The organism is Vagococcus sp. 211 (assembly GCF_056322705.1).
On record NZ_CM150475.1, the window covers coordinates 491512 to 516935 of the forward strand.

General features: G+C 38.2%; 23 protein-coding genes and 1 other annotated feature. Of the genes, 16 read left to right on the forward strand and 7 right to left on the reverse strand.

Annotated elements, in window-relative coordinates; translation table 11 throughout:
• The first annotated feature begins 33 nt into the window (after positions 1-33).
• The 9 genes from ACVWM0_RS02460 (at position 34) to yihA (ending at position 9286) form a co-directional block, all read left to right on the forward strand.
• Positions 34-900, forward strand: coding sequence for an NAD(P)-dependent oxidoreductase (locus ACVWM0_RS02460; protein ID WP_476473067.1), 867 nt, complete (start codon positions 34-36; stop codon positions 898-900).
• A gap of 98 nt (positions 901-998) precedes the next feature.
• Positions 999-1232: a YkuJ family protein gene (locus ACVWM0_RS02465; RefSeq protein ID WP_476473068.1), complete on the forward strand. Its 234-nt coding sequence runs from the start codon at positions 999-1001 to the stop codon at positions 1230-1232.
• Positions 1233-1292: 60 nt separating this feature from the next.
• Positions 1293-2237, forward strand: a complete 945-nt coding sequence (locus ACVWM0_RS02470; RefSeq protein ID WP_476473069.1) for a hypothetical protein — start codon at positions 1293-1295, stop codon at positions 2235-2237.
• Between the two features lie 105 nt (positions 2238-2342).
• Positions 2343-3629 (forward strand): trigger factor, encoded by a 1287-nt coding sequence (gene tig / locus ACVWM0_RS02475; protein ID WP_476473070.1) that lies wholly within the window; start codon positions 2343-2345, stop codon positions 3627-3629.
• Between the two features lie 161 nt (positions 3630-3790).
• The gene (clpX, locus tag ACVWM0_RS02480) at positions 3791-5107 is read left to right on the forward strand and encodes an ATP-dependent Clp protease ATP-binding subunit ClpX (protein ID WP_476473071.1); all 1317 of its coding nucleotides are present in this window, start codon (positions 3791-3793) and stop codon (positions 5105-5107) included.
• A gap of 117 nt (positions 5108-5224) precedes the next feature.
• Complete coding sequence (locus ACVWM0_RS02485; RefSeq protein WP_476473072.1) at positions 5225-6106, forward strand: phosphate ABC transporter substrate-binding protein PstS family protein; 882 nt, start codon at positions 5225-5227, stop codon at positions 6104-6106.
• 73 nt (positions 6107-6179) lie between these two features.
• Positions 6180-6887 carry a response regulator transcription factor gene (locus tag ACVWM0_RS02490; protein ID WP_476473073.1) on the forward strand — a complete coding sequence of 236 codons (708 nt, stop codon included), beginning with the start codon at positions 6180-6182 and terminating at the stop codon, positions 6885-6887.
• Positions 6884-8629: a sensor histidine kinase gene (locus ACVWM0_RS02495; RefSeq protein ID WP_476473074.1), complete on the forward strand. Its 1746-nt coding sequence runs from the start codon at positions 6884-6886 to the stop codon at positions 8627-8629. The genes ACVWM0_RS02490 and ACVWM0_RS02495 overlap by 4 nt, the downstream gene beginning before the upstream one ends.
• Positions 8630-8704: 75 nt before the next feature.
• Entirely contained in the window at positions 8705-9286 is a 582-nt protein-coding gene (gene yihA, locus ACVWM0_RS02500) for a ribosome biogenesis GTP-binding protein YihA/YsxC (protein ID WP_476473075.1), read from the forward strand.
• 16 nt (positions 9287-9302) lie between these two features.
• Here yihA and ACVWM0_RS02505 read toward each other — a convergent pair whose 3' ends face one another.
• The 7 genes from ACVWM0_RS02505 to ACVWM0_RS02535 all read right to left on the reverse strand — a co-directional run bounded on the left by ACVWM0_RS02505 (position 9303) and on the right by ACVWM0_RS02535 (position 15436).
• Positions 9303-9485, reverse strand: a complete 183-nt coding sequence (locus ACVWM0_RS02505; RefSeq protein WP_476473076.1) for an SPJ_0845 family protein — start codon at positions 9483-9485, stop codon at positions 9303-9305.
• 41 nt (positions 9486-9526) lie between these two features.
• Positions 9527-10666, reverse strand: a complete 1140-nt coding sequence (locus ACVWM0_RS02510; protein WP_476473077.1) for an NAD(P)/FAD-dependent oxidoreductase — start codon at positions 10664-10666, stop codon at positions 9527-9529.
• Between the two features lie 60 nt (positions 10667-10726).
• Entirely contained in the window at positions 10727-11599 is an 873-nt protein-coding gene (locus tag ACVWM0_RS02515) for a cation diffusion facilitator family transporter (RefSeq protein ID WP_476473078.1), read from the reverse strand.
• 152 nt (positions 11600-11751) lie between these two features.
• Complete coding sequence (locus ACVWM0_RS02520) at positions 11752-12015, reverse strand: hypothetical protein (protein ID WP_476473079.1); 264 nt, start codon at positions 12013-12015, stop codon at positions 11752-11754.
• 65 nt (positions 12016-12080) lie between these two features.
• Positions 12081-13079, reverse strand: coding sequence for a D-2-hydroxyacid dehydrogenase (locus tag ACVWM0_RS02525; protein ID WP_476473080.1), 999 nt, complete (start codon positions 13077-13079; stop codon positions 12081-12083).
• A gap of 187 nt (positions 13080-13266) precedes the next feature.
• Positions 13267-13989: an amino acid ABC transporter ATP-binding protein gene (locus ACVWM0_RS02530; RefSeq protein WP_476473081.1), complete on the reverse strand. Its 723-nt coding sequence runs from the start codon at positions 13987-13989 to the stop codon at positions 13267-13269.
• On the reverse strand, positions 13982-15436 hold the full coding sequence (locus tag ACVWM0_RS02535; RefSeq protein WP_476473082.1) for an ABC transporter substrate-binding protein/permease: 1455 nt from the start codon (positions 15434-15436) through the stop codon (positions 13982-13984). Before ACVWM0_RS02535 ends, ACVWM0_RS02530 begins: the two co-directional genes overlap by 8 nt.
• 355 nt (positions 15437-15791) lie before the next feature.
• Here ACVWM0_RS02535 and ACVWM0_RS02540 point away from each other — a divergent pair, with 355 nt between their 5' ends.
• The 7 genes from ACVWM0_RS02540 to ACVWM0_RS02570 all read left to right on the forward strand — a co-directional run bounded on the left by ACVWM0_RS02540 (position 15792) and on the right by ACVWM0_RS02570 (position 25409).
• Complete coding sequence (locus ACVWM0_RS02540; protein ID WP_476473083.1) at positions 15792-17456, forward strand: peptide ABC transporter substrate-binding protein; 1665 nt, start codon at positions 15792-15794, stop codon at positions 17454-17456.
• A 144-nt stretch (positions 17457-17600) separates the two neighbouring features.
• Positions 17601-17824: a binding site (T-box leader), on the forward strand.
• Between the two features lie 55 nt (positions 17825-17879).
• A complete protein-coding gene (locus tag ACVWM0_RS02545; protein WP_476473084.1) occupies positions 17880-19526 on the forward strand; it encodes a peptide ABC transporter substrate-binding protein in 1647 nt (548 codons plus the stop codon).
• Positions 19527-19537: 11 nt separating this feature from the next.
• Positions 19538-20761, forward strand: coding sequence for a peptidase T (pepT, locus tag ACVWM0_RS02550; RefSeq protein WP_476473085.1), 1224 nt, complete (start codon positions 19538-19540; stop codon positions 20759-20761).
• Positions 20762-20928: 167 nt separating this feature from the next.
• Positions 20929-22443: a flavocytochrome c gene (locus ACVWM0_RS02555; RefSeq protein ID WP_476473086.1), complete on the forward strand. Its 1515-nt coding sequence runs from the start codon at positions 20929-20931 to the stop codon at positions 22441-22443.
• Positions 22444-22555: 112 nt separating this feature from the next.
• Entirely contained in the window at positions 22556-22861 is a 306-nt protein-coding gene (locus tag ACVWM0_RS02560) for a hypothetical protein (RefSeq protein ID WP_476473087.1), read from the forward strand.
• 19 nt (positions 22862-22880) lie between these two features.
• Positions 22881-23861, forward strand: a complete 981-nt coding sequence (locus ACVWM0_RS02565; protein WP_476473088.1) for a LacI family DNA-binding transcriptional regulator — start codon at positions 22881-22883, stop codon at positions 23859-23861.
• Positions 23862-23969: 108 nt separating this feature from the next.
• Entirely contained in the window at positions 23970-25409 is a 1440-nt protein-coding gene (locus tag ACVWM0_RS02570) for a PTS transporter subunit EIIC (protein WP_476473089.1), read from the forward strand.
• Positions 25410-25424 lie beyond the last annotated feature (15 nt).

Sequence of the window (25424 nt, forward strand, 5' to 3'; positions counted from 1 at the left end):
TAATGTAGGTATCAATCAAGAAGGTGGGATTAGATGAAATCATTAGGATTTATTGGAACAGGCGTTATGGGTGCTTCTGTGGTGAAGCATTTACTAGAAGCAGGTTACCCGGTGGCTGTTTATAATCGAACAAAAAGTAAAACAGATGAATTAATCGCATTAGGTGCCACGTGGCAAGAGACACCCAAAGAGGTAGCTGAGTGCAGTGATATTATTTTTACTATGGTTGGTTACCCGCAAGATGTGAAAGAAACATATTACGGGGACGCAGGTATTTTTAAAGCAGGAGTCTCTGGTAAGATTGTAATTGATATGACGACAAGTACGCCGACGTTGGCTGAAACGATTTATAATACAGCCAAGGACCTAGGTGCGGCGAGTTTAGATGCACCAGTGTCAGGTGGCGATTTAGGTGCCAAAAACGGAACGCTTACCACCATGGTTGGTGGAGATGAGGCAGTCTTTGCTTCTGTGCGTCCTATTTTAGATGTGTTTAGTGGGACTGTTAATTTACAAGGAGGCCCTGGTAAAGGACAACATACTAAGATGGCGAACCAAATCATGATTGCTGGAACGATGACGGGGATGACGGAGTTATTAGTCTACGCCAAAGCTGCTGGCTTAGATCTTGAGACAGTTATCGAGACAGTGGGAGGCGGTAGTGCCCAAAACTGGTCATTAACCAACTACTCTCCGCGAATATTAGCTGAGAATTACAGTCCTGGATTTTTTGTGAAGCACTTTGTTAAAGATTTGAGAATTGCATTAGAAGAATCTGAGAAAATGGGCATAACACTTCCTGCAACAGAAAAAGCCAAAGAACTCTATGAAGAGCTGATTGACAAAGGTTTTGAAAACGACGGGACCCAAGCTCTGATTAAATTATGGTGGGATAAGTAATAAAAGAAAATAATTTTATAAAATTTAGAGAATTTCAATGCATGTTGACATTCTTTCTGTTACAATAAGACAGAAGAAATTTGAAGGAGGCTAGCTCTATGCAAGGTTCAAGATTAGCAGCAATTCTAAAAAGATTGAGTGCAATGATAGAAGCCAATGATACAGAAGTTCAAGTACGACGCTTTGAACGCGAAGGACAAGAGCGATGCATCGTTACTTATGATAGTAATAATGAGATGTTTGAACTAACAGAAACAGGTTCAAGTCAAGTTTACCAATTTGACGACATTGACTTAGTAGCGTTAGAGATTTTTGAATTACTACAAGATTAATGCTCTAAAAAGTGAGAATTTATTCTCGCTTTTTTTGTTACCAAGAAATGGGGGACAGCTATGAACGACGATCTAATACCAATGCCTAATCTCTATGATAACCATGTAAGAATTGGAAAAGAAGCCTCTTCTAAAGGGGAATATGAGATAGCATCGGAGCATTTTGAGGCGGCCTATGATTTAAAAGATACCTTTGAAGCTAATTTTTTATGGTCTGAGTCTCTTTATGCTCTCAAAGACTTTCATAAAAGTTATGAGGTGCTAAGAGAACGAGAATCAGAATATACTGGGTATCCTGAAGCGTTGGATCATTACTTTAATGTCTTATTGAAACAGCACTACCATGTTAAATTAGAAGCCCTTTTAGCCTCTCTTAGTAAGGAAGAGGAACCTTTGTATAGGGAGCGGTACCAACATGTTCTTGATTATCTAGAGGTTATGGAAAAACCTCGCATAGAGGAAAGGATACAGCAAGTATCAGGGATAGTAACCGCTTCTCCTAGAGAACAGGTGCAGCGAGTGAAAGCAGCAGAGAAACTTCCCAAAGTGTATTTAGAAGCCTTATGTGTGGAGTTATTATTGAGCACACAAGTCTTAGGTATGGTTAAAGCCCAACTCATTGATTATTTATCCTCAATGGGGAGTGAGCGAGTTTATGACGTGTGTGATATCACTGATAATATTCGACGCGTTAAACCCAAAGCGTTACTTTCGTTAAACAAGGCAACTCGTTCTAACCCTGTGTATCAACAAGTACTGACAAGAGTGGAGCAAGAAGAACCTAATCTCTACGAAGGGATAAAAGGAGTGATACGTTTACATGTAGGGTGTTTGTATCCTTTTGACAAGGAGCTGATGCAACCAACGGATCAGTGGGTCTCTTCTTATTTAGTGCCTTATGGAATTGGCTCTGAGGGTGGGAACTTTGAGGAGAACATGGATGGAGTCATGAGGATTCAAGGTTTGGTGGATGAAGAAGTCATGGGACTTATGACAAATCCTTAAAAGAGCTAACTAAAATGTTTACAAGTAAGAGGCTTTAGTGTAAGATTACATGGTATGCAATGCAAGAAGTTGCACTAACTAGATTAATTTGGAGGTACATATTATATGTCTACTAAATGGGAAAAAAAAGGCACTAACGATGGTGTATTAACTTTTGAAGTTTCTGAAGATAAAATCGAGCAAGGTCTTAAAGCGGCTTATAGCCGTGTACAAAAAGATTTAAGCGTTCCAGGCTTCCGTAAAGGGAAAGTACCACGTCAAATCTTTAACAAAATGTATGGAGAAGAAGCATTATACGAAGATGCTTTAAACCATGTATTACCTGAGTTATATTCTGCAGCAGTAGAAGAAGCTGGAATTGATCCAGTTGCTCAACCAAACATTGATGTAACAAGCATGGAAAAAGGTCAACCTTGGGTGATCACTGCTGAAGTTACTGTAAAACCTGAAGTTAAATTAGGCGAATACAAAAACTTAACAGTTCCTGCACAAGACCGTAACGTAACGGACGAAGAAGTAGAAGCTACTTTAACTGCTAAACAAGAAGGTTTAGCTGAATTAGTAGTAAAAGAAAACGAAGCATCTGAAAATGGCGATACAGTAGTTATCGACTTTGAAGGATTTAAAGGCGACGTTGCTTTTGAAGGTGGAAAAGGCGAGAACTATTCATTAGAATTAGGTTCAAACTCATTCATCCCAGGTTTCGAAGAGCAATTAGTTGGTAAAAAAGCTGGAGAAAACGTTGACGTAACTGTGACATTCCCAGAAGAATACCAAGCAGAAGACTTAGCTGGACAAGAAGCTGTATTCAAAGTAACTGTTCACGAAGTTAAAGTAAAAGAATTACCAGCTTTAGATGATGAATTAGCTAAAGATATTGATGATGAAGTATCAACATTAGCTGAATTAAAAGAAAAAATCAAAGCTGACTTAGTAGCAACTAAAGAAGCAGCAGCTACTGAAGCTGTTGAAGAAGCAGCGATTGCATTAGCAGTAGAAAATGCTGAAATCGTTGACTTACCAGGCGTTATGGTACATGACGAAGTACACCGTGGCATGAACGAATTCTTAGGAAACATGCAACGTCAAGGTATTTCACCAGAGTTATACTACCAAATGACTGGAACAACAGAAGAAGATTTACATAAACAATTTGAAGGTGAAGCTGAAATCCGCGTGAAAACTAACTTAGTTATCGAAGCGATTGTTGAAGCTGAAGGCTTAGAAGTAACAGAAGCTGACCTTGAAGCAGAAATCAAAGAATTAGCTGAACAATACGGAATGGAAGAAGCTGCTGTACGTGGCGCTTTAACTCCTGATATGTTAGCTCATGATATTAAAATGAAACATGCAGTAGAAGCAATCACTTCATCTGTAAAAGAAGAAGCTTAATTAGAGCTGAATCGTGAAGCGAAGAGGTCACTCTTCGCTTTTTTTGTTCCATCGCATTTTTAATGCATTGTGAATTTAGATATGATAAGATGTAAAGGATGAATTAATCTTATATGTTAATTGGAGACCTATAAGGGTCTGTTTCAACGGGAGGGAAGTACATGTACGATAATACAGGTGAAGAAAATGAAGTCCGCTGTTCGTTTTGTGGGAAATCACAAGATGAGGTAAAAAAATTAGTAGCGGGACCTGGTGTTTATATCTGTAATGAATGTATTGATTTGTGTAAAGAAATCATTGACGAAGAAATTCAAGATGATATGGCATCTGACTTAATCAATGTATTGAAACCACAAGAAATATTAGAAGTCTTAAACGAGTATGTGATTGGCCAAGAGCGTGCTAAAAAGGTACTTGCTGTGGCTGTTTATAACCATTATAAACGTGTACAACGTTTAACTCTGGATGAAGTGAATGCAGAGGGTGAAATCATACCAGATGATAACATTGAACTACAAAAAAGTAATATTTGTTTAATCGGGCCAACAGGTTCAGGTAAAACATTCTTAGCTCAAACCTTAGCTAGAACCTTAAACGTGCCGTTTGCGATTGCAGATGCGACAAGTTTAACAGAAGCTGGTTATGTTGGGGAAGATGTGGAAAACATTTTACTTAAATTATTGCAATCTGCTGATTTCAATGTGGAAAAAGCAGAACATGGGATTATTTATATCGATGAGATTGATAAGATTGCTCGTAAGAGTGAGAACGTATCAATCACTCGTGATGTTTCTGGTGAAGGGGTGCAACAGGCCTTACTTAAAATATTAGAAGGTACTGTGGCAAGTGTTCCGCCACAAGGTGGACGTAAACACCCACAACAAGAATTAATCCAAATTGATACAACAAATATTCTATTCATCGTTGGTGGTGCGTTTGATGGCATTGAAACGATTGTTAAAGAACGTTTAGGTGAAAAAATTATTGGATTTAGTTCGACGAATGTAAACAGAGATGATGAGGCGAGTGTGATGTCTCAAATTATTCCAGAAGATTTACTTAAATTTGGATTAATTCCAGAGTTTATTGGTCGATTACCAGTTATTGCCTCACTAGAGAAGTTAACAGAAGCTGATTTGGTTCGTATTTTAACAGAACCTAAAAATGCTTTAGTGAAACAATACAAGAAATTAATTGATATGGATGATGTGGTTCTAGACTTTACACCAGGCGCATTAAATGCGATTGCTAATCAAGCGATTGAGCGCGATACAGGGGCTCGTGGGTTACGTTCGATCATTGAACATGTGATGATGGATATTATGTATGATATTCCAACACGTGAAGATGTTAAGAAAGTACTTATCACAAAAGAAGCTGTGACAGGGGACGGTCAACCAGAACTGACTCTGACGAAAAAAGAAACAAAAGAAGCAAAAGAAACAAAAGCAACAAAAGAAACGAAAACAGAGAAGTAATCCTAATTAGGGTTGCTTCTTTTTTTTACGCATCTTTTACAGAATCATGAGGCTTAATTTTACAATGACTTGTTACACTTTCTTTGTTAACTAATACGATTAAAGGAGTTTTCAATCATGAAAAAATGGCTACAAACACTAACAATTATGGGTGCTATTGTAACGATGGCGGCATGTGGAAATACGAAAGAAACAACACCTGAAACAAGTGGATCAACGAATAAGCAAGTAACGATTACAGCTGTCGGTTCAACAGCACTACAACCTCTAGTGGAACAAGTCGGCGAAATATATATGACGGATCATCCAAATTACTCGATTAACGTTCAAGGAGGCGGAAGTGGGACAGGCCTAACGCAAGTATCCACAGGAGCTGTTGATATTGGTAACTCAGATGTGTATGCAGAAGAAAAGGATGGCATTGATGCGAGTAACATTGTGGATAACCAGATAGCTGTTGTAGGAGTAGCCCCTGTTGTTAACAAGGAGGTTGGGGTAACAAACCTAACGAGTGATGACTTAAAAGGGATTTTTACCGGAAAAATCACTAACTGGAAAGAGATGGGTGGTAAGGATCAGCCAATAGAATTAATCAATAGAGCCTCAGGAAGTGGGACACGAGCGACTTTCGAGCAATGGGGATTAGAAGGGGAAGAGCCGATAAAAGGACAGGAACAAGACTCATCAGGAACCGTTCGCAAAATTGTTGCTGAAACCCCAGGTGCAATCAGTTACTTAGCCTTTTCTTATATTGATGACAGTCTTCAAGGTCTGTCTATTGATGGAGTAGAGCCAACGGATGCCAATGTTACAGATAATTCATGGAAAATCTGGGCGTATGAGCACATGTATACACAAAAAGAGGTAACAAAAGAAGTACAAACCTTTATTGATTATATCTTAAGTGAAGACGTTCAAAAAAATGTGATCAATGAATTGGGATATATTAGCATAACAGATATGAAAGTAGAAAGAAGCATGACGGGGGAAATCAAGTAGGGTCTTTGTAGGGCTGGTCATTTCTATTATGTTATAATAAAGCCAAGAATAATGGAAAGGGCGTGTTCTTAGTATGAAGAAGATACTGGTTGTCGATGATGAACCGTCAATAACGACGCTATTAAAATATAATTTAGAAAAAGAACATTACGAGGTAACAGTAGCACATGACGGAGAAGCAGCGATTACGCTTGCTTCTTCTAATGCGTTTGATTTCATTCTGTTAGATTTGATGTTGCCTAAGGTTAATGGCTTTGATGTGACTAAGACCTTGCGAAAAAACAAAATAGGGACACCTATCATTATGGTAACAGCGAAAGACGATACCGTGGATAAAATTATCGGACTTGAACTTGGCGCGGATGATTATTTAACAAAGCCCTTTAGTCCAAGAGAGCTTGTGGCTCGTATTAAAGCTGTGGAGCGTCGCATGGAAAAACAAGCGGAACAGGAAGACTTGGAAGATGCGAAAGACACGCTGATTATTGGTGATTTACTGGCCTATCCCAAAGATTACAAAGTGTTAAAAGGAGATCAGCCGTTAAGCTTTACTAAGAAAGAATTTGAATTGTTAATTTATTTTATGGAACGAAAAAACCGAATCATCGGTCGAGATGAGCTAATGATGTCAATCTGGCAAGACGATATGCACCACTTATCCAGAACTGTGGATATACATGTCAGTCATTTAAGAGAAAAAATCGAAGACAATCCAAAGAAGCCCACCTACTTAAAAACAGTAAGAGGATTTGGGTATAAGTTTCAGGAGCCTGAAGCATGAAGGTTGGGACAAGAGATGTAAAGCCTCATGTTCTGGTAGGGTTCATTTTTATGCTGTTTTTACTAGGTGCTACTTATACGACTAATTTTTTCAAACAGGAAGTCATTGCTCGGCAACAACAACAGCTCTTATCAGAAATTAACTTGTTAACCCCGTATTTACTTGATGATAAGGGACTGAACGTGGATGGATTAAAAGTAGAAGAGGGCTTAGAAGAGCAAGATCGCCTGACATTATTAGATAATAGAGGAGAGATTATTTATGATTCTTCTCATGAAAAAAACGCTATAGGCAGTAGGAAAGAACGCCCAGAAATTAAAGCGATTTTAGATGGCACAGAACTTGATTCTTCCAGTGTGAGAGCCAGTGATACGATTGGGGATAAGTACATCTATGTTGCAAAAGCCATCTACATTGGGGATAACTTTGTGGGTATTGTCAGGTTATCACAAAAATACACAGGAATTACCTTGCAGTTAAGGCAATTTCAACGCAATTTGTTTAGTGTATTTTTACTTCTTAGTATTGCGGTGATATCTATGTATGTCTATATCTTAAGGCAAAACAGAAAACCCATTCAATTCATTCTTCCTATTTTAAAACAGGCCATTAAAAACCCTGAAAAAAAATTAGCCGTAGTAGATGCACCAACAGAGTGGCAAGAGTTGTACCATACCGTGTATGAGTTAATGGATGAGAACAAGGCCTTATATAATAAGAGAATGCAAAGTGAAGAGAAGATGCATTTTTTATTTGAGCAATTAGACATTGGTATGTTTATTTTGAATGATGACTTAGAGATTGTCATGACCAATAAAGCCGCTGAAAAGCTGTTTGGTTCAACCAGACAAGGTCCGACCTATAAAGAATGGTTACAACAGGCTAAGATGATACGCTTTATTGAAAAAGCACAGAGAGAGCAGCGGGATATACAAGGGGACATAGTCATTAAACGTGGCGGAGAGCATCATATTAATGTCGCAATTAGATTATTAACGTCAGGTAATAAACAAGAGTATGTGGGCATCTTGTATGATGTGACAGCTATTCGGCAAATGGAATTGGTTCATGAGGATTTTATTAGTAACATTTCTCATGAATTAAAAACCCCTACCACATCCATTATTGGGTTTGCGGAAACCTTGTTAGCAGGGGCTAAGGATGAACCAGAAGTACTTGATGACTTTTTAGGCATCATTGAAAAAGAGGGGCAGCGTCTCCTTGCCTTGATTGAGAACATTATGATGTTACTTAAAACAGAGCAAGACATCCACCTGTTAGATACGCTGAATATTTCTCCGACTCAAGTCATAGAGGAAGAGATAGAGCGTTACCGTTACCGCAGTAATAAAAAGAACATTGATGTTGTGTTTGATAGTTCTGTGACGAAAAAAATCGATTTTCCTGGGAATGCCTTCCAGTTGATTGTCAAAAACTTATTAGAGAATGCGATTGCCTATACGGATACGGATGGAAAAATACTGATGTATCTAAAGGAACAAGAGGATGAGTTAGTCTTTACTATTGAAGATACAGGCGTCGGGATTGCTCTAGAGGATCAAGAGCGTATTTTTGAACGCTTCTACCGAGTGAGTGCGTCTAGACAGCGTTATACGGGAGGGTCTGGCTTAGGATTGTCGATTGTCCAGCATTATACTGAGATTTTGAATGGCACGGTGAAGCTTGTCAGTGACTTGGGAGAAGGGACAACAGTCATTGTTCGCCTACCAATTGAAAAATAAGAGATGAAACAAGTGTTCATTTCTTATTTTTTTTGTTATGATAGATAAGAATTAGAAAAGAAAGTGGCGATAAAAATGAAAGTCCATCATGCAGAAATCGTAATCAGTGCGGTTCAACCGGAACAATATCCAAAAACAAAATTACCAGAGATTGCCTTAGCAGGGCGTTCAAATGTAGGGAAATCTTCTTTTATTAATACCTTGATTGATCGTAAGAGTTTGGCTCGTACGTCAGGTAAACCTGGGAAAACACAGACGTTAAATTTTTATTTAATTGAAGAAGCTTTGCATTTTGTGGATGTGCCAGGATATGGTTATGCGAAAGTATCAAAAGTAGAACGTGCTAAATGGGGACAAATGATTGAAACCTATTTAACCGAACGTGAACAATTACAAGCGGTTGTTTCTTTGATTGATATGAGACATGCCCCAACAGAAGATGATATCAATATGTATAACTTCTTAAAATACTATAATATCCCTGTGATTGTTGTGGCAACCAAATGTGATAAAATCCCTCGTGGTAAATGGAACAAGCACGAATCAATGATTAAGAAGAGTTTGAACTTTGAATCAACGGATGACTTTATTGTCTTTTCTTCTGAAACAAAAGAAGGAAAAGATAAAGCTTGGGCTGCGATTGAAAAATTCTTATAAAAAAAGAAAGCTATGATTAGCTTTCTTTTTTTGTGTCTTCTGTTGGTTTATCTTTCATGGTTACCGTAGCGTCTTCTATGTTAACACTGAAAGAATCTCGTTGGTTAGTGGCTTCTTTTGCCCCTTTTTTGTCTGGGTCAATGGCGAACTCTTCAAATAATTTTTCTAAATCATCTTTTTTCTTATAGGTTAGTCCCATGTTATTCACCTCTTCTTATTAAAATAATAGCATGTTTTGACTTATTGGTCACTAGAAAGTCGTTTTTTGATGTAGCGGTTTGGTTGTTCTTTGTAATCGTCAAAGTCTGTTGTCTTGCCTTCTACCCAGTCTGCTAGGGTTTTACCAATAATAGGACCTGTTGTGAGGCCTGAAGATCCTAGACCACTAGCGACTAAGAGATGTGGTACACCTGTTATTTCACCAAAAAATGGTGAGAAGTCTGAGGTGTAGGCTCTTGTTCCCACTCGGTAATGATCAATAGGTAGATCGGTGATAGTAGGAAGTAAGGCTTGGGCTTCTTCTTTAAGCGTCTCAAGCTGTTTTTTGTCAGGTGTTAGGTCATAGCCCAGATCGTTTTCGTGAGTGGCTCCAATAAGTAGTTGTCCATGACTGAATGGAATCATGTCACACTCTCCAACGGGCATCACAACGGGAAAATCGTCTAACTCTTCTGTGGTACTTAGCCCAATGAGTTGTCCTTTTTGAGGCCGGATATCCACAGAGTAATCGAGAGGCTCTAATAGGGAAGGAAGCCAAGCCCCTGTTGCTAAAATCAACTCATCAAAGGTGTCTGATTGAGAGTCCGTTGTGAGTAACCATTGCCCTGATTCATAGTTAATATGTGTGACTTGTTTCTTTATCACGTTATGAGGAGAATGGGCCAATGGTTTTTGTAAGGTAGCGATTAACTTGCCTCCATCTACTTTGGCTCCTCCAGTAATAAAGAGAGCCGGTTGATCATGATGGATCAGTGGTAATTTTTGTGTCACTTCTTCAGGACTCAAATAAGAGATGGTCCCAATTTCAGGCGCTTCTTCTAGTCGTTCTGTAGCTAAATCATACAGCTTATCCAGTAACTTAGCGTTTTTCTTGTAAAGAATGGTCCCTGTTTGGCGATACACAGTGTGTGTAGGGTAGCCATCCTGTTCTAAATCATGGATTAACTCATGATAGAATTTAGCGCCGTTTCTTGCGAGAAAGTACCACTCTTTGTTTCTACGCTGCGACAGCCAAGGCGAAATAATGCCAGCAGAAGCAGACGTTGCTTGACCAGTGCCTTCATCGAATAATGTCACTGCATCATGGTTATTTTTTGTTAAATAATAAGCAGCGGTAGAGCCAACAATCCCACCGCCAATAATGGCTATTTTTTTTGTCATAGTATCCCTTCTAACTAAAAAAACTAAACCAATACTGATTGGTTTAGTTCTATTGTACGCTTAAATACCGTAAGGCTCAACATGGACATCGATATCAAAGATGTTGTATTCTTTTTTGAGAGTTTCTTCTAATTGATCCACAATATCGTGGCTTTCTTTTACCGTTAATTCAGGGTTCATTTTAACAGTCACATCTAAGAAAACATTGGCTCCAAGGGTTCTTGCTCTTAGTAGAGAGACCTCTTTGATTCCTTCTATTTTGAGAATAGAGGATTTATATCTTTTTAACTTCTCTAAATCAAAGCCGTCAGATAAAGAAAAAGTACTTTCTTTGAAGATATCTAAGGCTGTTTTTAAAATAATAAGGCCAATAACCACAGCTGTTAGTGTGTCTAACCAAGCCAGATTGAAACTGGCAGTAAAGACAGCAATAGCCGTTCCAATACTTGTTAGCATGTCGCTGAAGTTATCTTTTGATACAGCTTGTAACGCGCTACTATTATATTTAGCACCTAAGCGTTTATTAATAAGGTAGACACCAAACATCACCAGGGCAGAAAAAAGACCCACATAAGCGGCAATAGCATCTGGGTGGCTGACGTTTTTGTTAATAAGACTTTGGACGGCTTGGATTAAGACTTGGGCTCCTACAGCAAACATAATTAATGATGTGAGTAAACTAGCTACATTTTCAGCTTTCCAGTGACCGTAACGGTGGTCTTGATCGGCAGGTTTTCGAGATAGTTTTAAACCGATAAGAATGGCAACAGAGGCGATGGTATCAGTAAAGTTATTTAAGCCATCTGCAGATAGGGCTTTTGAATTAGCATATGCCCCAATGCCTAGTTTGAGTGCTGCGAGGATAACATAGGCAATGATACTAATGACGGCACCTTTTTCTGCTTGCTTCAATTCATTCTGTCGTTCTGTCATTGATTATGTCCTCCTATATTCTTTAATGGAACGTAAGTATAGCATCTATGATAGCTTTTAGAATAGATGGAAAATTATTTTTCAGGCTTCCTAAAAATTTTCATAGGGTCATGAAAAAGAAAAGACCTCTATGTATCAGAGGTCTTCAAGTATTAGTTAATTGGAAAAATAGGCACGCCATTAATGTTGTTTACGGTTGTTAAATTAATATGGTCATTGTAAGTTAGATCAGTTCCTTCTATTGAATAGTTTAAGTATAGATCTGGACCATTATAAACCACTTCAAAGAAGTCAATTGTTTCACAGACTTGTCGTTTTGTTTTATTGTAAACAACAATCAACGTTCCGTTATTAACATATTGTTCCGTTCGTAAAAGTTCATTTGTTAAATCCATAATTGATAGTCTTTTTGACATTGTTATCAGCTCCTTATGTTCATTTTAACATAAGGAATTTAGTCAGTGAACTAAAAGCCATCGCATTAAGGATTAACGATATTAGCCGTTGTACCGGTTGTTAAGATATCTAAACAAGAAGAAAGGCAGCCAGATACTAAATTTTCTACGGCTGTTTCAGTATAGAAAGCAATGTGTGGTGTGTAGATAACATCTGGATGATTAATTAATGTTTCTAACACCTCATCTTCTAATGGTTTATCTGACCAATCTTTTGTTACATAAGGCATTTCATTTTCATAGGTATCAAGAGCGCAGGCTGATAGTTGTTGACTATCTAAAGCTCTAAGTAACGCTTGTGTATCGACAATCGCTCCGCGAGCACTGTTAATCAAGATAGCACCAGGTTTCATCTTAGCAAAAGTCTCATCATTGAATAGGTGATGGTTGTCTTTTGTTAGTGGCATATGAATTGAAATAATGTCACATTGACCTAAGAACTCATCAAAAGATTCTACGTAAGTCAAATATTTTCTAGCATTGTCATTTTTGTATAAGTCATATCCCACGACTTCTGCTCCGAAGCCTTTAAAGATTTGTGCAGAGATTTGACCAATACGACCCGTTCCTAAAATCCCGACTCTTTGAGACCGCATTTCTTTTGAAAGAATGGGTTTGTTCCAAGTAAAATCATGTTGTTTCATTCTTGATTGAATTAACTCAGTGTGTCTTAAACAATTAAGAGCACTAGTTACAGCGAATTCACTTATTGCATTAGGTGAGTAAGCAGGAACGTTAGTAATGATGATTCCTTGTTTGCTTGCTTCATCTAAATCGTACATATCCACACCAGCAGAGCGCTGTGATATTTGTTTGAAGCCGTCTTGTTTTAGACGAGCGTACATTTCTTTAGGAATCCCCATCGTCTGTTGTAAACTAATACCATCAAAGCCACTTAATAGGTGATATGTGTCATTATTTAGTACATCATTTGTAATGGTTAAGTCTACATTATTTTCTTTTGCCCATTCTTCAGCAAAAAAAGCTTCATCTTCTCTTGAACCCATCATGATAATTTTTTTCATAGTTATCGCCCCTTGTTATTATTTTAACTAACTTTATTATAAAGGGTTAAGGTAGATAATACTAATAAAGGAAAGCTATAAGGGTATAGATTTTGTTTATCAGTGTTATTTTATATTGAATGAAAGTAAATCTTTGATAACAAAAAAACAGGTCTAGGAGGGTATCCTAAGACCTGTTTTTTTCCTGTTATAAGATTTTACTTAAGAAACTTTGTGTTCTCTCATTCTGAGGGTTATCAAAGATTTGTTCTGGGCTTCCTTGTTCTTGAATGTAACCACCATCCATGAAGATGACACGGTCGGCGACTTCTTTGGCAAAGCCCATCTCATGAGTGACGACTACCATGGTCATGCCTTTTTTAGCTAAACCTTTCATAACGGCTAGCACTTCCCCAACCATCTCTGGATCAAGGGCCGATGTGGGTTCATCAAATAACATGACATCAGGATCCATAGCAAGAGCACGAGCGATAGCCACACGTTGTTGTTGCCCTCCGGATAAAGAGGCTGGGTATTGTTGTGCTTTGTCTTTTAGTCCGACTTGGTCAAGTAAGTCTAACGCTTTTTTTTCTGCAGCTGCTTGCTCTTCCTTTTTGACTTTAACGGGACTAATGGTTAGATTTTGTAGCACAGATTTATGAGGGAATAGGTTGAAATTTTGGAAAACCATGCCCATTTTTTGACGCAATACGTCAATGTTTGTTTGTTTATCAAGTAAGTTTTTTCCTTCAAATTCGATGCTGCCACTTGTGGGTTGTTCTAACAAGTTTAAGCAACGTAAAAAGGTACTTTTACCACTTCCAGAAGGGCCAATGATAACGACCACTTCTCCTGAATGGATGTCTAAATCAATGCCTTTTAAGACCTCATTGTCATCGAAGGCTTTTTTTAAGTTGGATACTTTAATCATTCGTACTCATTCTCCTTTCAGCAACACCTAATACTCTTGATAAGGTAAAGGTTAACACAAAGTAAATCATTGATACAATGACAATTGGTAAGAAGGGTTTGAAACTAGCGCCCTGTACAATACCAGCTTGGAACATTAACTCTGATACACCAATAACAGAGACCACAGATGATTCTTTGATAACTGTCACAAATTCATTACCAAGGGCTGGTAAGATGTTTTTGACTGCTTGTGGCATAACAATGTGACGCATGGCTTGACCTTCACTCATACCAAGTGAACGTGCCGCTTCTGTTTGCCCTTTGTTAACAGCGTTGATACCCGCACGGAATATCTCAGCCACATAGGCTCCACTGTTAAGAGATAAGGCTAAACAACTTGCTGCTAATGCGCTCATGTCAAAACCAAGCACAGCTGTTCCGAAGAAGACTAAGAAGATTTGAACCAATAAAGGCGTTCCTCTAACGTATTCGATGTAAACAATAGCAATCCATTTGAATAATTTATTTTTTGATAATTTCATTAAGGCTAACACAGCACCTAGTAGACTACCCATTAACACCCCAATAAAAGCTAAAAGAACAGTAAATCCAGCACCTTTAAGGTAGAATGGCGCGTATTTTTTAAAGAAAGAGTCTTCTCTAAACATGTTTTCAGAAGCGTTTTGTTTGTACTCATCCAATAAGTTGTTATCGTGAATCTCTTGAATAGATGTATTAACCGCTGCTTCAAATGCAGGAGAATCTTTAGGAAAGGCTACGGCTGTATGATTTCCTGTTTCTTCAAATTCAATATCAGCTAAAGCCAATGTCGGATCTTGAATAACATAAGCTTCTGCTACAGGTCCTTCCATCACAGCAGCTTCGATTTTTTTGTTTTGTAGTTGCAAGATAATGTCAGGAATTCTTTGAAGCAAGACAGTATCCGCATGAAGTTGGTCGTTTGCTAATTCTTCTTGTAGGGATTGCTTTTGTGCTCCTACTTTTTCATTTTGTAATGAATCAATGCCTTTGTATTTATCTTGATCCGCTTTACGTACAACGACTTGTTGTTTCGCTTTCATGTAAGGATCTGAGAAAGACACTTCTTTTAGACGTTCAGGTGTCGGTGACATTCCTGAAATAATCATGTCGATTTTGCCTGTTTTTAAGGCACCGATTAAGGCATCAAAGCCGTATTCATCGACTTTCAGTTCAACCCCCATATCGTCTGCAATTTTTTGAGCGATATCAATATCAAGACCGACGATTTCGTCTTTTCCATCAATATTAGCGTGGAACTCATAAGGGGCATAGTCAGCGGAAGTTCCTACTGTTAATGTTCCTTTTTCTTTGATTTTATCCATCATTGCGTCTGAATCATCAGCTGCTAAGCTAGTGATAGGAGCAAGGATTGTTGTTAAACAAAGAGTTAAGATAATAAGTATTTTTTTTGAGAATGATGTCATGTTTTGCACTCCTTTTAGTTGTTTCATTGAATTATACGCTCAGAATAATAAATATGCAAGCTTTTTTGAATAAATAACTGTAAATTAGTTATATTCATGTATATTTATGATGATATACATAATAATATTCATTATTAGTGATAGAAAAGTAAAAAGGCTGTTGAATCCAGATGGCAGAGGAAAAAGAAAGATAAGATAGTAAGCTTTTATTATCTTGGTCCTTATCAGGCTGTTTTTTTAACCTCCTATATAAGATAATTATTAGTAAATTATTAGAAAAAGATGATAAAAAGATTGCTTTTATCTCATAAAGTAGGTAGAATAATGAATTATAAAGTTTAAAGGGGAGAAGTATATGAAAACAAAACGTTGGTTGCAATCTCTATTACTCGTAAGTACAGTGGTTTTAATTGGTGCTTGTTCAAATGATAAAACACAAGAAGCAGACAAAGGAAAAGACTCTGGTGCTAAATCAGAACAAGTAGCGAAATTTGGTATTCCTCAAGAAGTCTCTTCGATTGATCCAGCTATTGCTACAGACAAAGTAAGTTTTGGTGTACTGAACCAAATTTATGAAGGTATTTATCGTGTGGACAAAGACAATAAAGCCGTTCCAGCTGGTGCTGTCGATATGGCAAAAGTAAGTGATGACGGTTTAGTTTATGAAGTTGAATTACGGGACGATGCTAAGTGGAGTAATGGTGATGCTGTAACAGCTCATGATTATGTTTATGGTTGGCAACGTGTTGTTAATCCAGATACAGGTGCTGAATATGGGTACTTATTTGAAAGTGTTAAAAATGGTGCTGAGATTTTAGAAGGCAAGAAAGATCCTAAAGAACTAGGTATCGAAGCGATTGATGATACGCATTTGAAAATCACATTAGATACACCCGTTCCTTATTTCAATTCATTGCTAGCTTTCCCATCATTTTTCCCAGTGAATCAAAAAGCGGTGGAAGAATTTGGTAAGGATTTTGCTTCATCAAGTGAGCATGCGGTGTATAACGGTGCCTTTGTGTTAGATGAATTTGATGGACCAGGTTCTGATATTGAGTGGAAATACCTTAAAAACCCTGATTATTGGGACAAAGACAATGTAAAAATTGATGAAGTGCAAGCTCTTGTTGTGAAGGAAGCATCTACTGCGGCTAACCTTTTTGAAGATGGTCAGTTGGATGATGTGATTGTAACGGGTGAATTGGCACAACAATATAAAGAACATGAGAACTTTGTCGGTGAAAACGATGGCCGTACCATCTATGTGGAAATGAACCGTAAAGACAAAGAAAGCCCATTTAATAACTTGAATCTACGTAAAGCATTCTCTTACGCTATTGATAGTGAGTCAGTTGTTAATAATGTATTAGGCGATGGTTCTAAAATCGCAACAGGACTAGTACCAGGACAACTAGCAACGAATCCGGATACGGGAGAAGATTTTGCTGAGGAATCAAAAGATTACAAAGAGTACGATCCAGAGAAAGCAAAAGAATTTTACGAAGCAGCCTTAAAAGAATTGAAAGTTGATAAAGTAACTTTTGATATTTTAACGGATGATAATGACTCAACGAAAAAAATTGCTGAGTACATTCAAGGGGCCTTTAAAGACACATTAGGCATTGAGACAACGGTAACGGCTGTCACTAAACCTATCCGTTTACAACGTACTAGTGCTGGAGACTTTGAAATGGTATTAGGTGGTTGGGGTGCTGACTACAATGATGTGAGTTCATTCTTAGACTTATTTGTCACAGATGGTAGCTACAATAAAGGAAAATACTCAAGTGAAAAATACGATGATTTGATTAAACAATCTAAGTTTGACAATGCAACGAAACCAACAGAAAGATGGCAAAACTTCCTAGATGCTGAAGAAGTATTATTAGGAGAAGATTACGCCTTGATTCCTGTGTACCAAGTTGTAGAGGGTCACTTAAGAAATCCTGGAATGAAGAATTATATCGCTCATAGTGCAGGAGCTTCTTATGATTATAAATTCTTAGAGATGACTGAATAATGCCTTTTTCCCCTCTGTCCTTTTTTGTTAGGATGGAGGGTTTTTTATACTAAATGAAAAAAAGATTAAAAAAAGATGATAAAATAACTTGACGAATATTAGTATTAATGATAATATTCTCATTAATCAAATAACACGTCAAAACGAAATGTATTGAAAAGGAAAGTAATTTTTCGCGATATTTTTAGAGAGTCTCGGTTGGTGAAAAGAGATAATGGAGCGCTAAATGAAAATGGCCTTTGAACAGATAGGTTGAATGGTTTTAAACCTATACAGGAGTGCCTGTTACAGCACAAAGGTATGTTAGTACCGGATGACTCAGTGCACTTAAAAGGTGGTATAGCGAAGCCAAAGTCTTCGTCCTTTATTAAAGGGACGGAGACTTTTTTTGATACATGACGGAATGACAGAAAGAGGAGTAGTATGAAAAAAATAAAATGGGTTGTAGGGTTCGCAGCACTGGCACTGGTATTAACATCATGTGGACAAGGAGAAACAACAAGTACAAGCACAGAAAAAGAGGAAACGGCTAAGGTGAGTCAATCTATCACTATCAGTTCACCTGCTCCCATTTCTACTTTAGATACCACACAAACAACAGATAAAAACACCTTTACTACGGTGCAGCACTTATTTGAAGGGTTGATGAGATTTGATGAAGAGTCACAACCGATACCTGGAACAGCGGAGAGTGTTACAGTAAGTGAAGATGGTTTGGTCTATGATTTTAAAATAAGAGAGGACGCGAAGTGGAGTAATGGAGAAGCTTTAACAGCAAAAGACTTTGATTATTCATGGAAACGTCTAGTTAACCCAGAAACACAAGGACCCAATGCTTATTTGTTGGATAGTGTGACAAATAGTCAGGCCATTCGAGAAGGTCAAAAGGACATTGAGGAAATAGGGTTAGAGGTAACAGAAGACAATCACTTTATTGTCACATTGGATCACGCACAACCGTCCTTTTTATCCGTGGTGTCGATTGGTTGGCTAGCACCTCAGTTAGAATCTTTTGTTAAGGAGCAAGGAAAAGAATTTGCGACTAATAGCGATACTCTAGTTTATAACGGTCCTTTTGTTTTAGCTGATTGGGACGGGACAAGTGATAACTGGACATTGAAGAAAAATGACGCTTACTATGACGCGAAGGAGGTAGTCTTAGAAGAGGTTGCTGTGCAAACCTTAAAAGAAGAAGTCACAGGCATCAACTTATATGAGAGCAAGGAATTAGACTTGGTTCGTATCAGTGGCCAATACGTGGCACAGTACAAAGAAGACCCAGGTTATGTGACGTTTAATGATGTGGCTAATAGCTTTCTTGATTTCAATCAAGAAAAAGGTTCTCCTTTAGCCAACCTTGATTTACGCCGAGCGATTGCTTTAGCCATTGATAAGGAGTCTTTGGCGGACAATGTGTTAAACGATGGAGCAAAAGCCTTAAACGGGCTAGTTCCAAGAAACTTATACAAACATCCTGAGACAGGGGAAGATTTTAGAGCTTATTCAGGAGACTATCTGACGCATGATTTAAAGAAAGCCAAAGAAAGTTTCAAAAAAGCACAAGAAGCGTTAGGTGACACTATCACACTCTCTTTATTAGCAGCGGATACAGAGCAAGGTAAAAAAGTCGCAGAGTACATTCAAAGCCAATTAGAAGAAAACTTAGAGGGGTTAAGTATCAGTGTGAATCAACAACCTTCTAATAACGTCAACCAAGCCCGTCGTGATAAAAACTACGAATTATCTTTATCAGGTTGGATTGCAGGAAGTAGTGAGCTAGATTCTTACTTTAATTTATATGCTAGTCAATCGGCTTATAACTATGGTAACTTTAATAATAAAGAGTATGACACACTAGTGTTGGATGCTAAGACGAAAGAGGCTAATAATCCGGATGAGGTTTTTAACAAATACCAAGAAGCGGAAAGAATTGTATTAGAAGAAAACGTTGCCCAAGTTCCTGTGTACCAAGGAGCGTCTAATTACTTAGTCAACGAGCAGATTGAGGGGATTGAATACCCGTTATATGGTGGCTATTTTAACCTGAGAAATGCGGAATTAAAACAATAGGAGATGACAAAATGAGTCAAATGTTAGAACGATTTATAACCTATGCTAAATTAAACACCCGGTCAGATGAAAAAAGTCTTACGATTCCGACAACGCCAGGGCAAGTCGTATTTGCTAAGCTTCTTCAAAAGGAATTAGAACGATTAAATTTGAGTCAGATTCATTATAATGAAGGAAACGGTTTTTTAACGGCTGTGTTACCTAAAAATACAGAAGAGAATTTTCCACCCATTGGTTTTATTGCTCATCTGGATACGGCTGATTATGCGGCTGAGACTATTGATCCACAGGTGTTTCCAGATTATGACGGGGAAGATGTTTGCTTAAACAAAGCACTAGATATTCATATGACCGTATCAGAGTTCCCGAATTTAAAAGATTATGTGGGCCAAACTTTGATTACAACAGATGGTACAACCTTACTGGGAGCAGATGATAAGGCAGGGATTGTTGAAATTTTGGAAGCCATTGACTACTTTTTAGCTCATCCAGACGAAGCTCATGGGGATATCTGGATTGCCTTTGGTCCCGATGAAGAGATTGGTCAGGGAGCAGATCATTTTGATGCCCCTGCTTTTCCGGTTGATTATGCTTATACCATTGATAGTGGTCGTATTGGGCATTTTGAATACGAAACCTTCAATGCGGCTCAAGCAACCCTTAGTATTCAGGGCACAAGTGTCCATCCTGGTACAGCTTATGGCATGATGGTAAATGCTCTAAAAGTAGCCAGACACATTGACGAGCGTTTGCCAGAAGAAGAGGTACCCGAGAGAACTCGGGAATATGAAGGGTTTTATTTACTACATAATCTGACAGGCAGCATCGATTATGCAGAGATGGTGTACATTATCAGAGACCATGACAAAGAGATATTTGAGGCGAGAAAAGAGCGATTGGTGTCGATTGTAGAAGAGGTTAACGGACTGTATGACCGAGAGCGTGTCACGATTGAACTAAAAGATCAGTACTATAATATGAAGGACATTATCGAGAAAGACATGCGTTCTGTTGATGTGGCAGTGAAGGCTATGAAAGCTCTAAACATTGAGCCAATTATTACCCCCTTTAGAGGTGGAACAGACGGGTCGAAGATTTCATATATGGGCATTCCAACGCCTAATATTTTTACAGGTGGAGAGAATTTCCATGGTCAGTATGAATTTATTACCTTAGAAGCCATGGAGACCGCAGCAGCAACGATTGTTGAGATTGTGAAACAAAGCAAAGAATAAAAAGCAGAGGCGAATCGAAAGATTTGCCTCTTTTTTTGCTGATATTAGATTAAAATTTTTTAATATTGTGAAAAAAATATCATATTATAGTTGCAAGATATCGAGATTAGGTATAGGATTTATATATGATTGTTACTAAATGCACAAATTATTTAGGAGGATGTTAGATGAAGAAGAAATGGATGAAATCAATTGCAACAAGCTTATCAGTCTTGTTTTTATTGTCAGCCTGTGGAGGGAACACGGGTAAAGTGAGTGAATCGTCTGAAAGTGAGACAGAGGCAACAACAAGTGATGTGGCAACAGGTGCGTCACAACAAGAATACACGGATCCAAAAGAATTAAAAGAGGCCTATGATGTTATTATTGTAGGAGCTGGTGGTGCAGGAATGTCTGCGGCTATCCAAGCCAAAGAAGAAGGTAAAAATCCGGTCATCTTTGAGAAAATGCCTGTGGCTGGTGGGAATACAATGAAAGCATCTAGTGGAATGAACGCATCTGAAACGAAATTCCAAAAAGAAGAAGGCATTGAAGATTCTAATGATAAATTCTTTGAAGAAACCTTAAAGGGTGGTCATGATACCAACGATAAAGACTTATTACGCTACTATGTTGATCATTCAGCGTCAGCGATTGATTGGTTAGACGATATGGATATTCGTTTGAACAACTTAACCATCTTAGGTGGTATGAGTGAAAAGAGAACTCACCGTCCAGAAGATGGCTCAGCTGTCGGGGAATACTTAGTGTATGGTTTACTTCGAAACGTTCACGAACGTGAGATTCCTGTTTTTGTTAACTCAGATGTAACAGAAATTCAGGAAAAAGATGGCGCTGTGAGCGGGGTTAAAGTAACCGTTGCTGGAGAAGAAAAAGAGGTAGCATCAAAAGCAGTCGTTGTGACAACAGGTGGTTATGGTGCTAACCCTGAAATGCTTGAAAAAGAAAAACCTGAATTAAAAGGTTATGTAACAACGAACCAAGAAGGTAGTACAGGGGATGGCATTAAAATGATTGAAGCGCTTGGTGGTCAAGCAGTGGATATGAACCAAATCCAAATTCATCCAACGGTTCAACAAGACAATGGCATGTTAATTGGTGAAGCGGTACGTGGTGAAGGTGGTATCTTAGTATCACAAGAAGGCAAACGTTTTGTGAATGAATTAGATACACGTGATAATGTATCAGCAGCCATTGATGGCTTAGAAGAAAAATCAGCGTACCTTGTGTTTGATGAAGGCGTAAAAGAGAGAGTTAAAGCAATTAACTTCTACGAAACCCAAGGATTTGTTAAAAAATCAGATACTATTGAAGGATTAGCAAAAGAATTGGACATGGACGAAGCAACGTTAGTAGAAACAATGGCAACTTGGAACACAGCAGTTAAAGATAAAAAAGACGAAGCATTTAACCGTGAAACAGGAATGGATAACGGTTTAGAAAAAGCATCATTCTATGCGATTAAAATTGCACCAGGTATTCACTATACAATGGGTGGTATTAAAATTAATGCCAACACAGAAGTAGTGGACAAAGAAGGCAAAGCTATTCCTGGTTTGTATGCAGCTGGTGAAGTGACAGGTGGATTACATGGAAATAACCGTATTGGTGGTAACTCAGTTGGAGACATCATTGTCTTTGGTCGCCATGCAGGGGAAGAATCAGCAAAATTTGTCAAATAAAAAGTGTCAGTATGTCTCAAAGGGGTTAGATGATAGAGTCTAGCTCCTTTGAGTTTTTTTATTGCAAGTCCCATGAACTATGGTAAGATAAATGAACATGGAGGAGATCAATGTGGAAAAAGAAGAGTATGTCACCGTTGTTGCTATGGAAGAATGTTCAGAGATGCAACAAGCTTTAGCTAAAGGCATAAGGTTTGGTTTTTTGGATCATCACCCAGATAGGCCAGATATGACCAATGCAGATGAGGTGCTTATTGAGTACTATCAACTCGTGGCAGTCATGGAAGAGCTTGAGGCATTAAAGGTATTACCTAAAATAACAGAGGAAGAAATTCATGATATAAAGTGTAACAAACGACAAAAAATGGAACGATTCATGAGCTATTCAAGAGAAAAAGGGCATTTGAAAGAAAGTTAAAGCAGAGGAGGTCTAGTGTATGGCAGATATGAACGATGTGGCAAAACTAGCAGGAGTCTCTCGTGGCACCGTATCTAATTATGTGAATGGTGTAAAGGTCAAAGAAAGTACGCGAGTTAAAGTAGAAGCTGCGATTAAGGAATTAGATTATGTTCCTAATTTAGCGGGGCGATTATTAAAGACCCAGCAAAGCGATCTAGTTGTATTGATTGTTCCGACTATTTGGAATCCCTTCTTTTCTGAGCTGGCATTTTATTTGGAAAGAGGCTTAAAAAAATCGGGATTAAAATTAATTCTTTGCAACTCAGAAGACGACTACCAGCAGGAAATAGAATACATTCAAATGGCTAAAGAACAAAAAGTGAGAGGCATTATTACGGTTTCTTATAGCGATATTGAGCCTTATGTTACCTCAGATTTACCCATTGTTTCCATTGAACGTTATTTTGATGAAACGGTCCCTTTTGTCACCAGTGATAATTTTATAGGCGGGGAACTTGCGGCGAAGGAATTAAGTGACCGAGGTGCGACTAAACTTCTAATGCTAATGAGAGATATCGACAACAACTTGGGATTAACCGAGAGAGTTAACGGCTTCAAAAGTTACTGTCATCAACACCAGATTGAATTTGATGTATTGATTGATACAGGGGATGGTCTCCACTTTAAAGAAAGATTAAAACAGCGAGTGACGGATTTGTATCAAGATGGCATTCCTTACGATGGTATTTTTGCTGCCACAGATCGATACGCTCAGTATTGTTGGAGTACTCTTCAAGGTTTAGGAATTAAGGTTCCTGAAGAGGTTCAAATTATTGGTTTTGATGGAACGAAAGCGTCTTACCATGCTGAATTATTAGTTTCCTCTATTCGTCAGCCAGTGGATAAAATCGCTGAGATAGGGATTCAAGAATTATTACAGTTAGAAAAAAGGCCACGAGGGAAACAAAACAAACACATCTTACGGCCAACTTTTGAAGCGGCCTACACAACCAAATAAATTGTTCTTGCAATTTCTAAACGTTCTGTTTATAATAAAAGTACATAAACGAACGTTTTATTTTTTTACTATATAATTGGAACGTTCCAAAAAGAAGAGGTGACCACATTGGATTATAAAAGAATTGCTCAAGAAGTCATTGTTGCCATAGGTGGCAAAGAGAACATTGAAAATGCTGCGCATTGTGTGACGCGACTAAGACTAATATTAAAAGATTCAGATGCTTATGATAAAGAAGAATTAGAAGGAATTGAAGGGGCTAAAGGGGTCTTTTTTAACAGTGGCCAATTGCAAATTATTTTTGGACCTGGGACTGTAGAGAAGGTGTTTCAAGCTTTCCAAGAGGAAGCAGGGATTGCCGAATCTTCTTTGCAAGACGTGAAGCAAGAGGGAACAAAAAAACAAAACAAGCTACAACAATCCTTTAAAATCTTTTCAGATATTTTTGTTCCCATCATACCAGCCTTTGTAGGAGCGGCGATGATTCTAGGTTTACGAGCTCTGTTAACCACACAGTTTGGTTTTTTAGGTGGTTCTATGGCGGACAATTGGTTATGGGCAACGGATTTAGCTAGATTTTTTGAAGTCATTGCCACTACTTTCGCTTATTTACCTGTTCTTGTGATGTATTCAGCGACGAAGCGATTTGGAGGTAACCCAGTTTTAGGTCTGGTTGTGGGGTTTGCGATGGTAACGCCTCAATTAATGGACCGAAATGTCTTTTTATCTGGAAATTATGAAAGTCTATCTTACTGGACGGCACTTGGTTTTAATATTCCTGAAGTCGCTTTTCAAGGTGGGGTGTTCCCCGCTATTTTAACGGCGTGGTTTTTAGCTAAGGTGGAAACCTTTGTTAAAAAAACAGCGCCTCAAACGTTGAGTTTTATTTTAGTGCCAACAGTCACGATTATGGTGTCTTCTTTATCTCTATTTCTAGTTTTTGGTCCCTTAGGTAATGCCATAGGTGATGGTTTGGGATGGGTGATTGATTTGCTTTATAACAAAGGCGGGGTGTTTGGGGCTTTTGTCTTTGCGGCACTTCTTCAACCTCTTACTGTTACAGGGACACAACATGCGATTCAAGGAATTGAAGCACAATTAGTGGCGACAACGGGCTATAATTACATTCAACCTTTATGGTCTGTCTCGATTATTGCACAAGGGGGAGCAGCAATAGGGATGTTTTTATTGGCTAAGAAAAACTCGAAGCGTCGTGAAGTGGCGATGTCTAGTTTTATTCCAACTCTTGTAGGTATTTCAGAACCAGCGATCTTTGCGGTAAATATGAGAGATTCTATGATTCCGTTCTTTGCGGCTTCCTTTTCGGCTGGTATCGGTGGGGCGTTTATGAAAGTATTTGATGTTAAAGCAAATGGCTTTGCGTTGACGGTATTACCGGGCTTAACGATTTCTAATCCGCCCACATTAGTGTTTTATGTTATTGGTAATTTGTTAGCCTTTGTCTTGCCTATTATTATTTTGTTTGCATGGAATCATACGAAAGGTGTCCCAGGTGCTGAAATAGGTAAAGGGGCGACCTTATCATAGGAAGCAACAGATTGG

Coding starts and splice junctions, on each gene's coding strand:
- ACVWM0_RS02460 (WP_476473067.1), top strand. CDS start 34: ATGAAATCATTAGGATTTATTGGAACAGGCGTTATGGGTGCTTCTGTG.
- ACVWM0_RS02465 (WP_476473068.1), top strand. CDS start 999: ATGCAAGGTTCAAGATTAGCAGCAATTCTAAAAAGATTGAGTGCAATG.
- ACVWM0_RS02470 (WP_476473069.1), top strand. CDS start 1,293: ATGAACGACGATCTAATACCAATGCCTAATCTCTATGATAACCATGTA.
- tig (WP_476473070.1), top strand. CDS start 2,343: ATGTCTACTAAATGGGAAAAAAAAGGCACTAACGATGGTGTATTAACT.
- clpX (WP_476473071.1), top strand. CDS start 3,791: ATGTACGATAATACAGGTGAAGAAAATGAAGTCCGCTGTTCGTTTTGT.
- ACVWM0_RS02485 (WP_476473072.1), top strand. CDS start 5,225: ATGAAAAAATGGCTACAAACACTAACAATTATGGGTGCTATTGTAACG.
- ACVWM0_RS02490 (WP_476473073.1), top strand. CDS start 6,180: ATGAAGAAGATACTGGTTGTCGATGATGAACCGTCAATAACGACGCTA.
- ACVWM0_RS02495 (WP_476473074.1), top strand. CDS start 6,884: ATGAAGGTTGGGACAAGAGATGTAAAGCCTCATGTTCTGGTAGGGTTC.
- yihA (WP_476473075.1), top strand. CDS start 8,705: ATGAAAGTCCATCATGCAGAAATCGTAATCAGTGCGGTTCAACCGGAA.
- ACVWM0_RS02505 (WP_476473076.1), bottom strand. CDS start 9,485: ATGGGACTAACCTATAAGAAAAAAGATGATTTAGAAAAATTATTTGAA.
- ACVWM0_RS02510 (WP_476473077.1), bottom strand. CDS start 10,666: ATGACAAAAAAAATAGCCATTATTGGCGGTGGGATTGTTGGCTCTACC.
- ACVWM0_RS02515 (WP_476473078.1), bottom strand. CDS start 11,599: ATGACAGAACGACAGAATGAATTGAAGCAAGCAGAAAAAGGTGCCGTC.
- ACVWM0_RS02520 (WP_476473079.1), bottom strand. CDS start 12,015: ATGTCAAAAAGACTATCAATTATGGATTTAACAAATGAACTTTTACGA.
- ACVWM0_RS02525 (WP_476473080.1), bottom strand. CDS start 13,079: ATGAAAAAAATTATCATGATGGGTTCAAGAGAAGATGAAGCTTTTTTT.
- ACVWM0_RS02530 (WP_476473081.1), bottom strand. CDS start 13,989: ATGATTAAAGTATCCAACTTAAAAAAAGCCTTCGATGACAATGAGGTC.
- ACVWM0_RS02535 (WP_476473082.1), bottom strand. CDS start 15,436: ATGACATCATTCTCAAAAAAAATACTTATTATCTTAACTCTTTGTTTA.
- ACVWM0_RS02540 (WP_476473083.1), top strand. CDS start 15,792: ATGAAAACAAAACGTTGGTTGCAATCTCTATTACTCGTAAGTACAGTG.
- ACVWM0_RS02545 (WP_476473084.1), top strand. CDS start 17,880: ATGAAAAAAATAAAATGGGTTGTAGGGTTCGCAGCACTGGCACTGGTA.
- pepT (WP_476473085.1), top strand. CDS start 19,538: ATGAGTCAAATGTTAGAACGATTTATAACCTATGCTAAATTAAACACC.
- ACVWM0_RS02555 (WP_476473086.1), top strand. CDS start 20,929: ATGAAGAAGAAATGGATGAAATCAATTGCAACAAGCTTATCAGTCTTG.
- ACVWM0_RS02565 (WP_476473088.1), top strand. CDS start 22,881: ATGGCAGATATGAACGATGTGGCAAAACTAGCAGGAGTCTCTCGTGGC.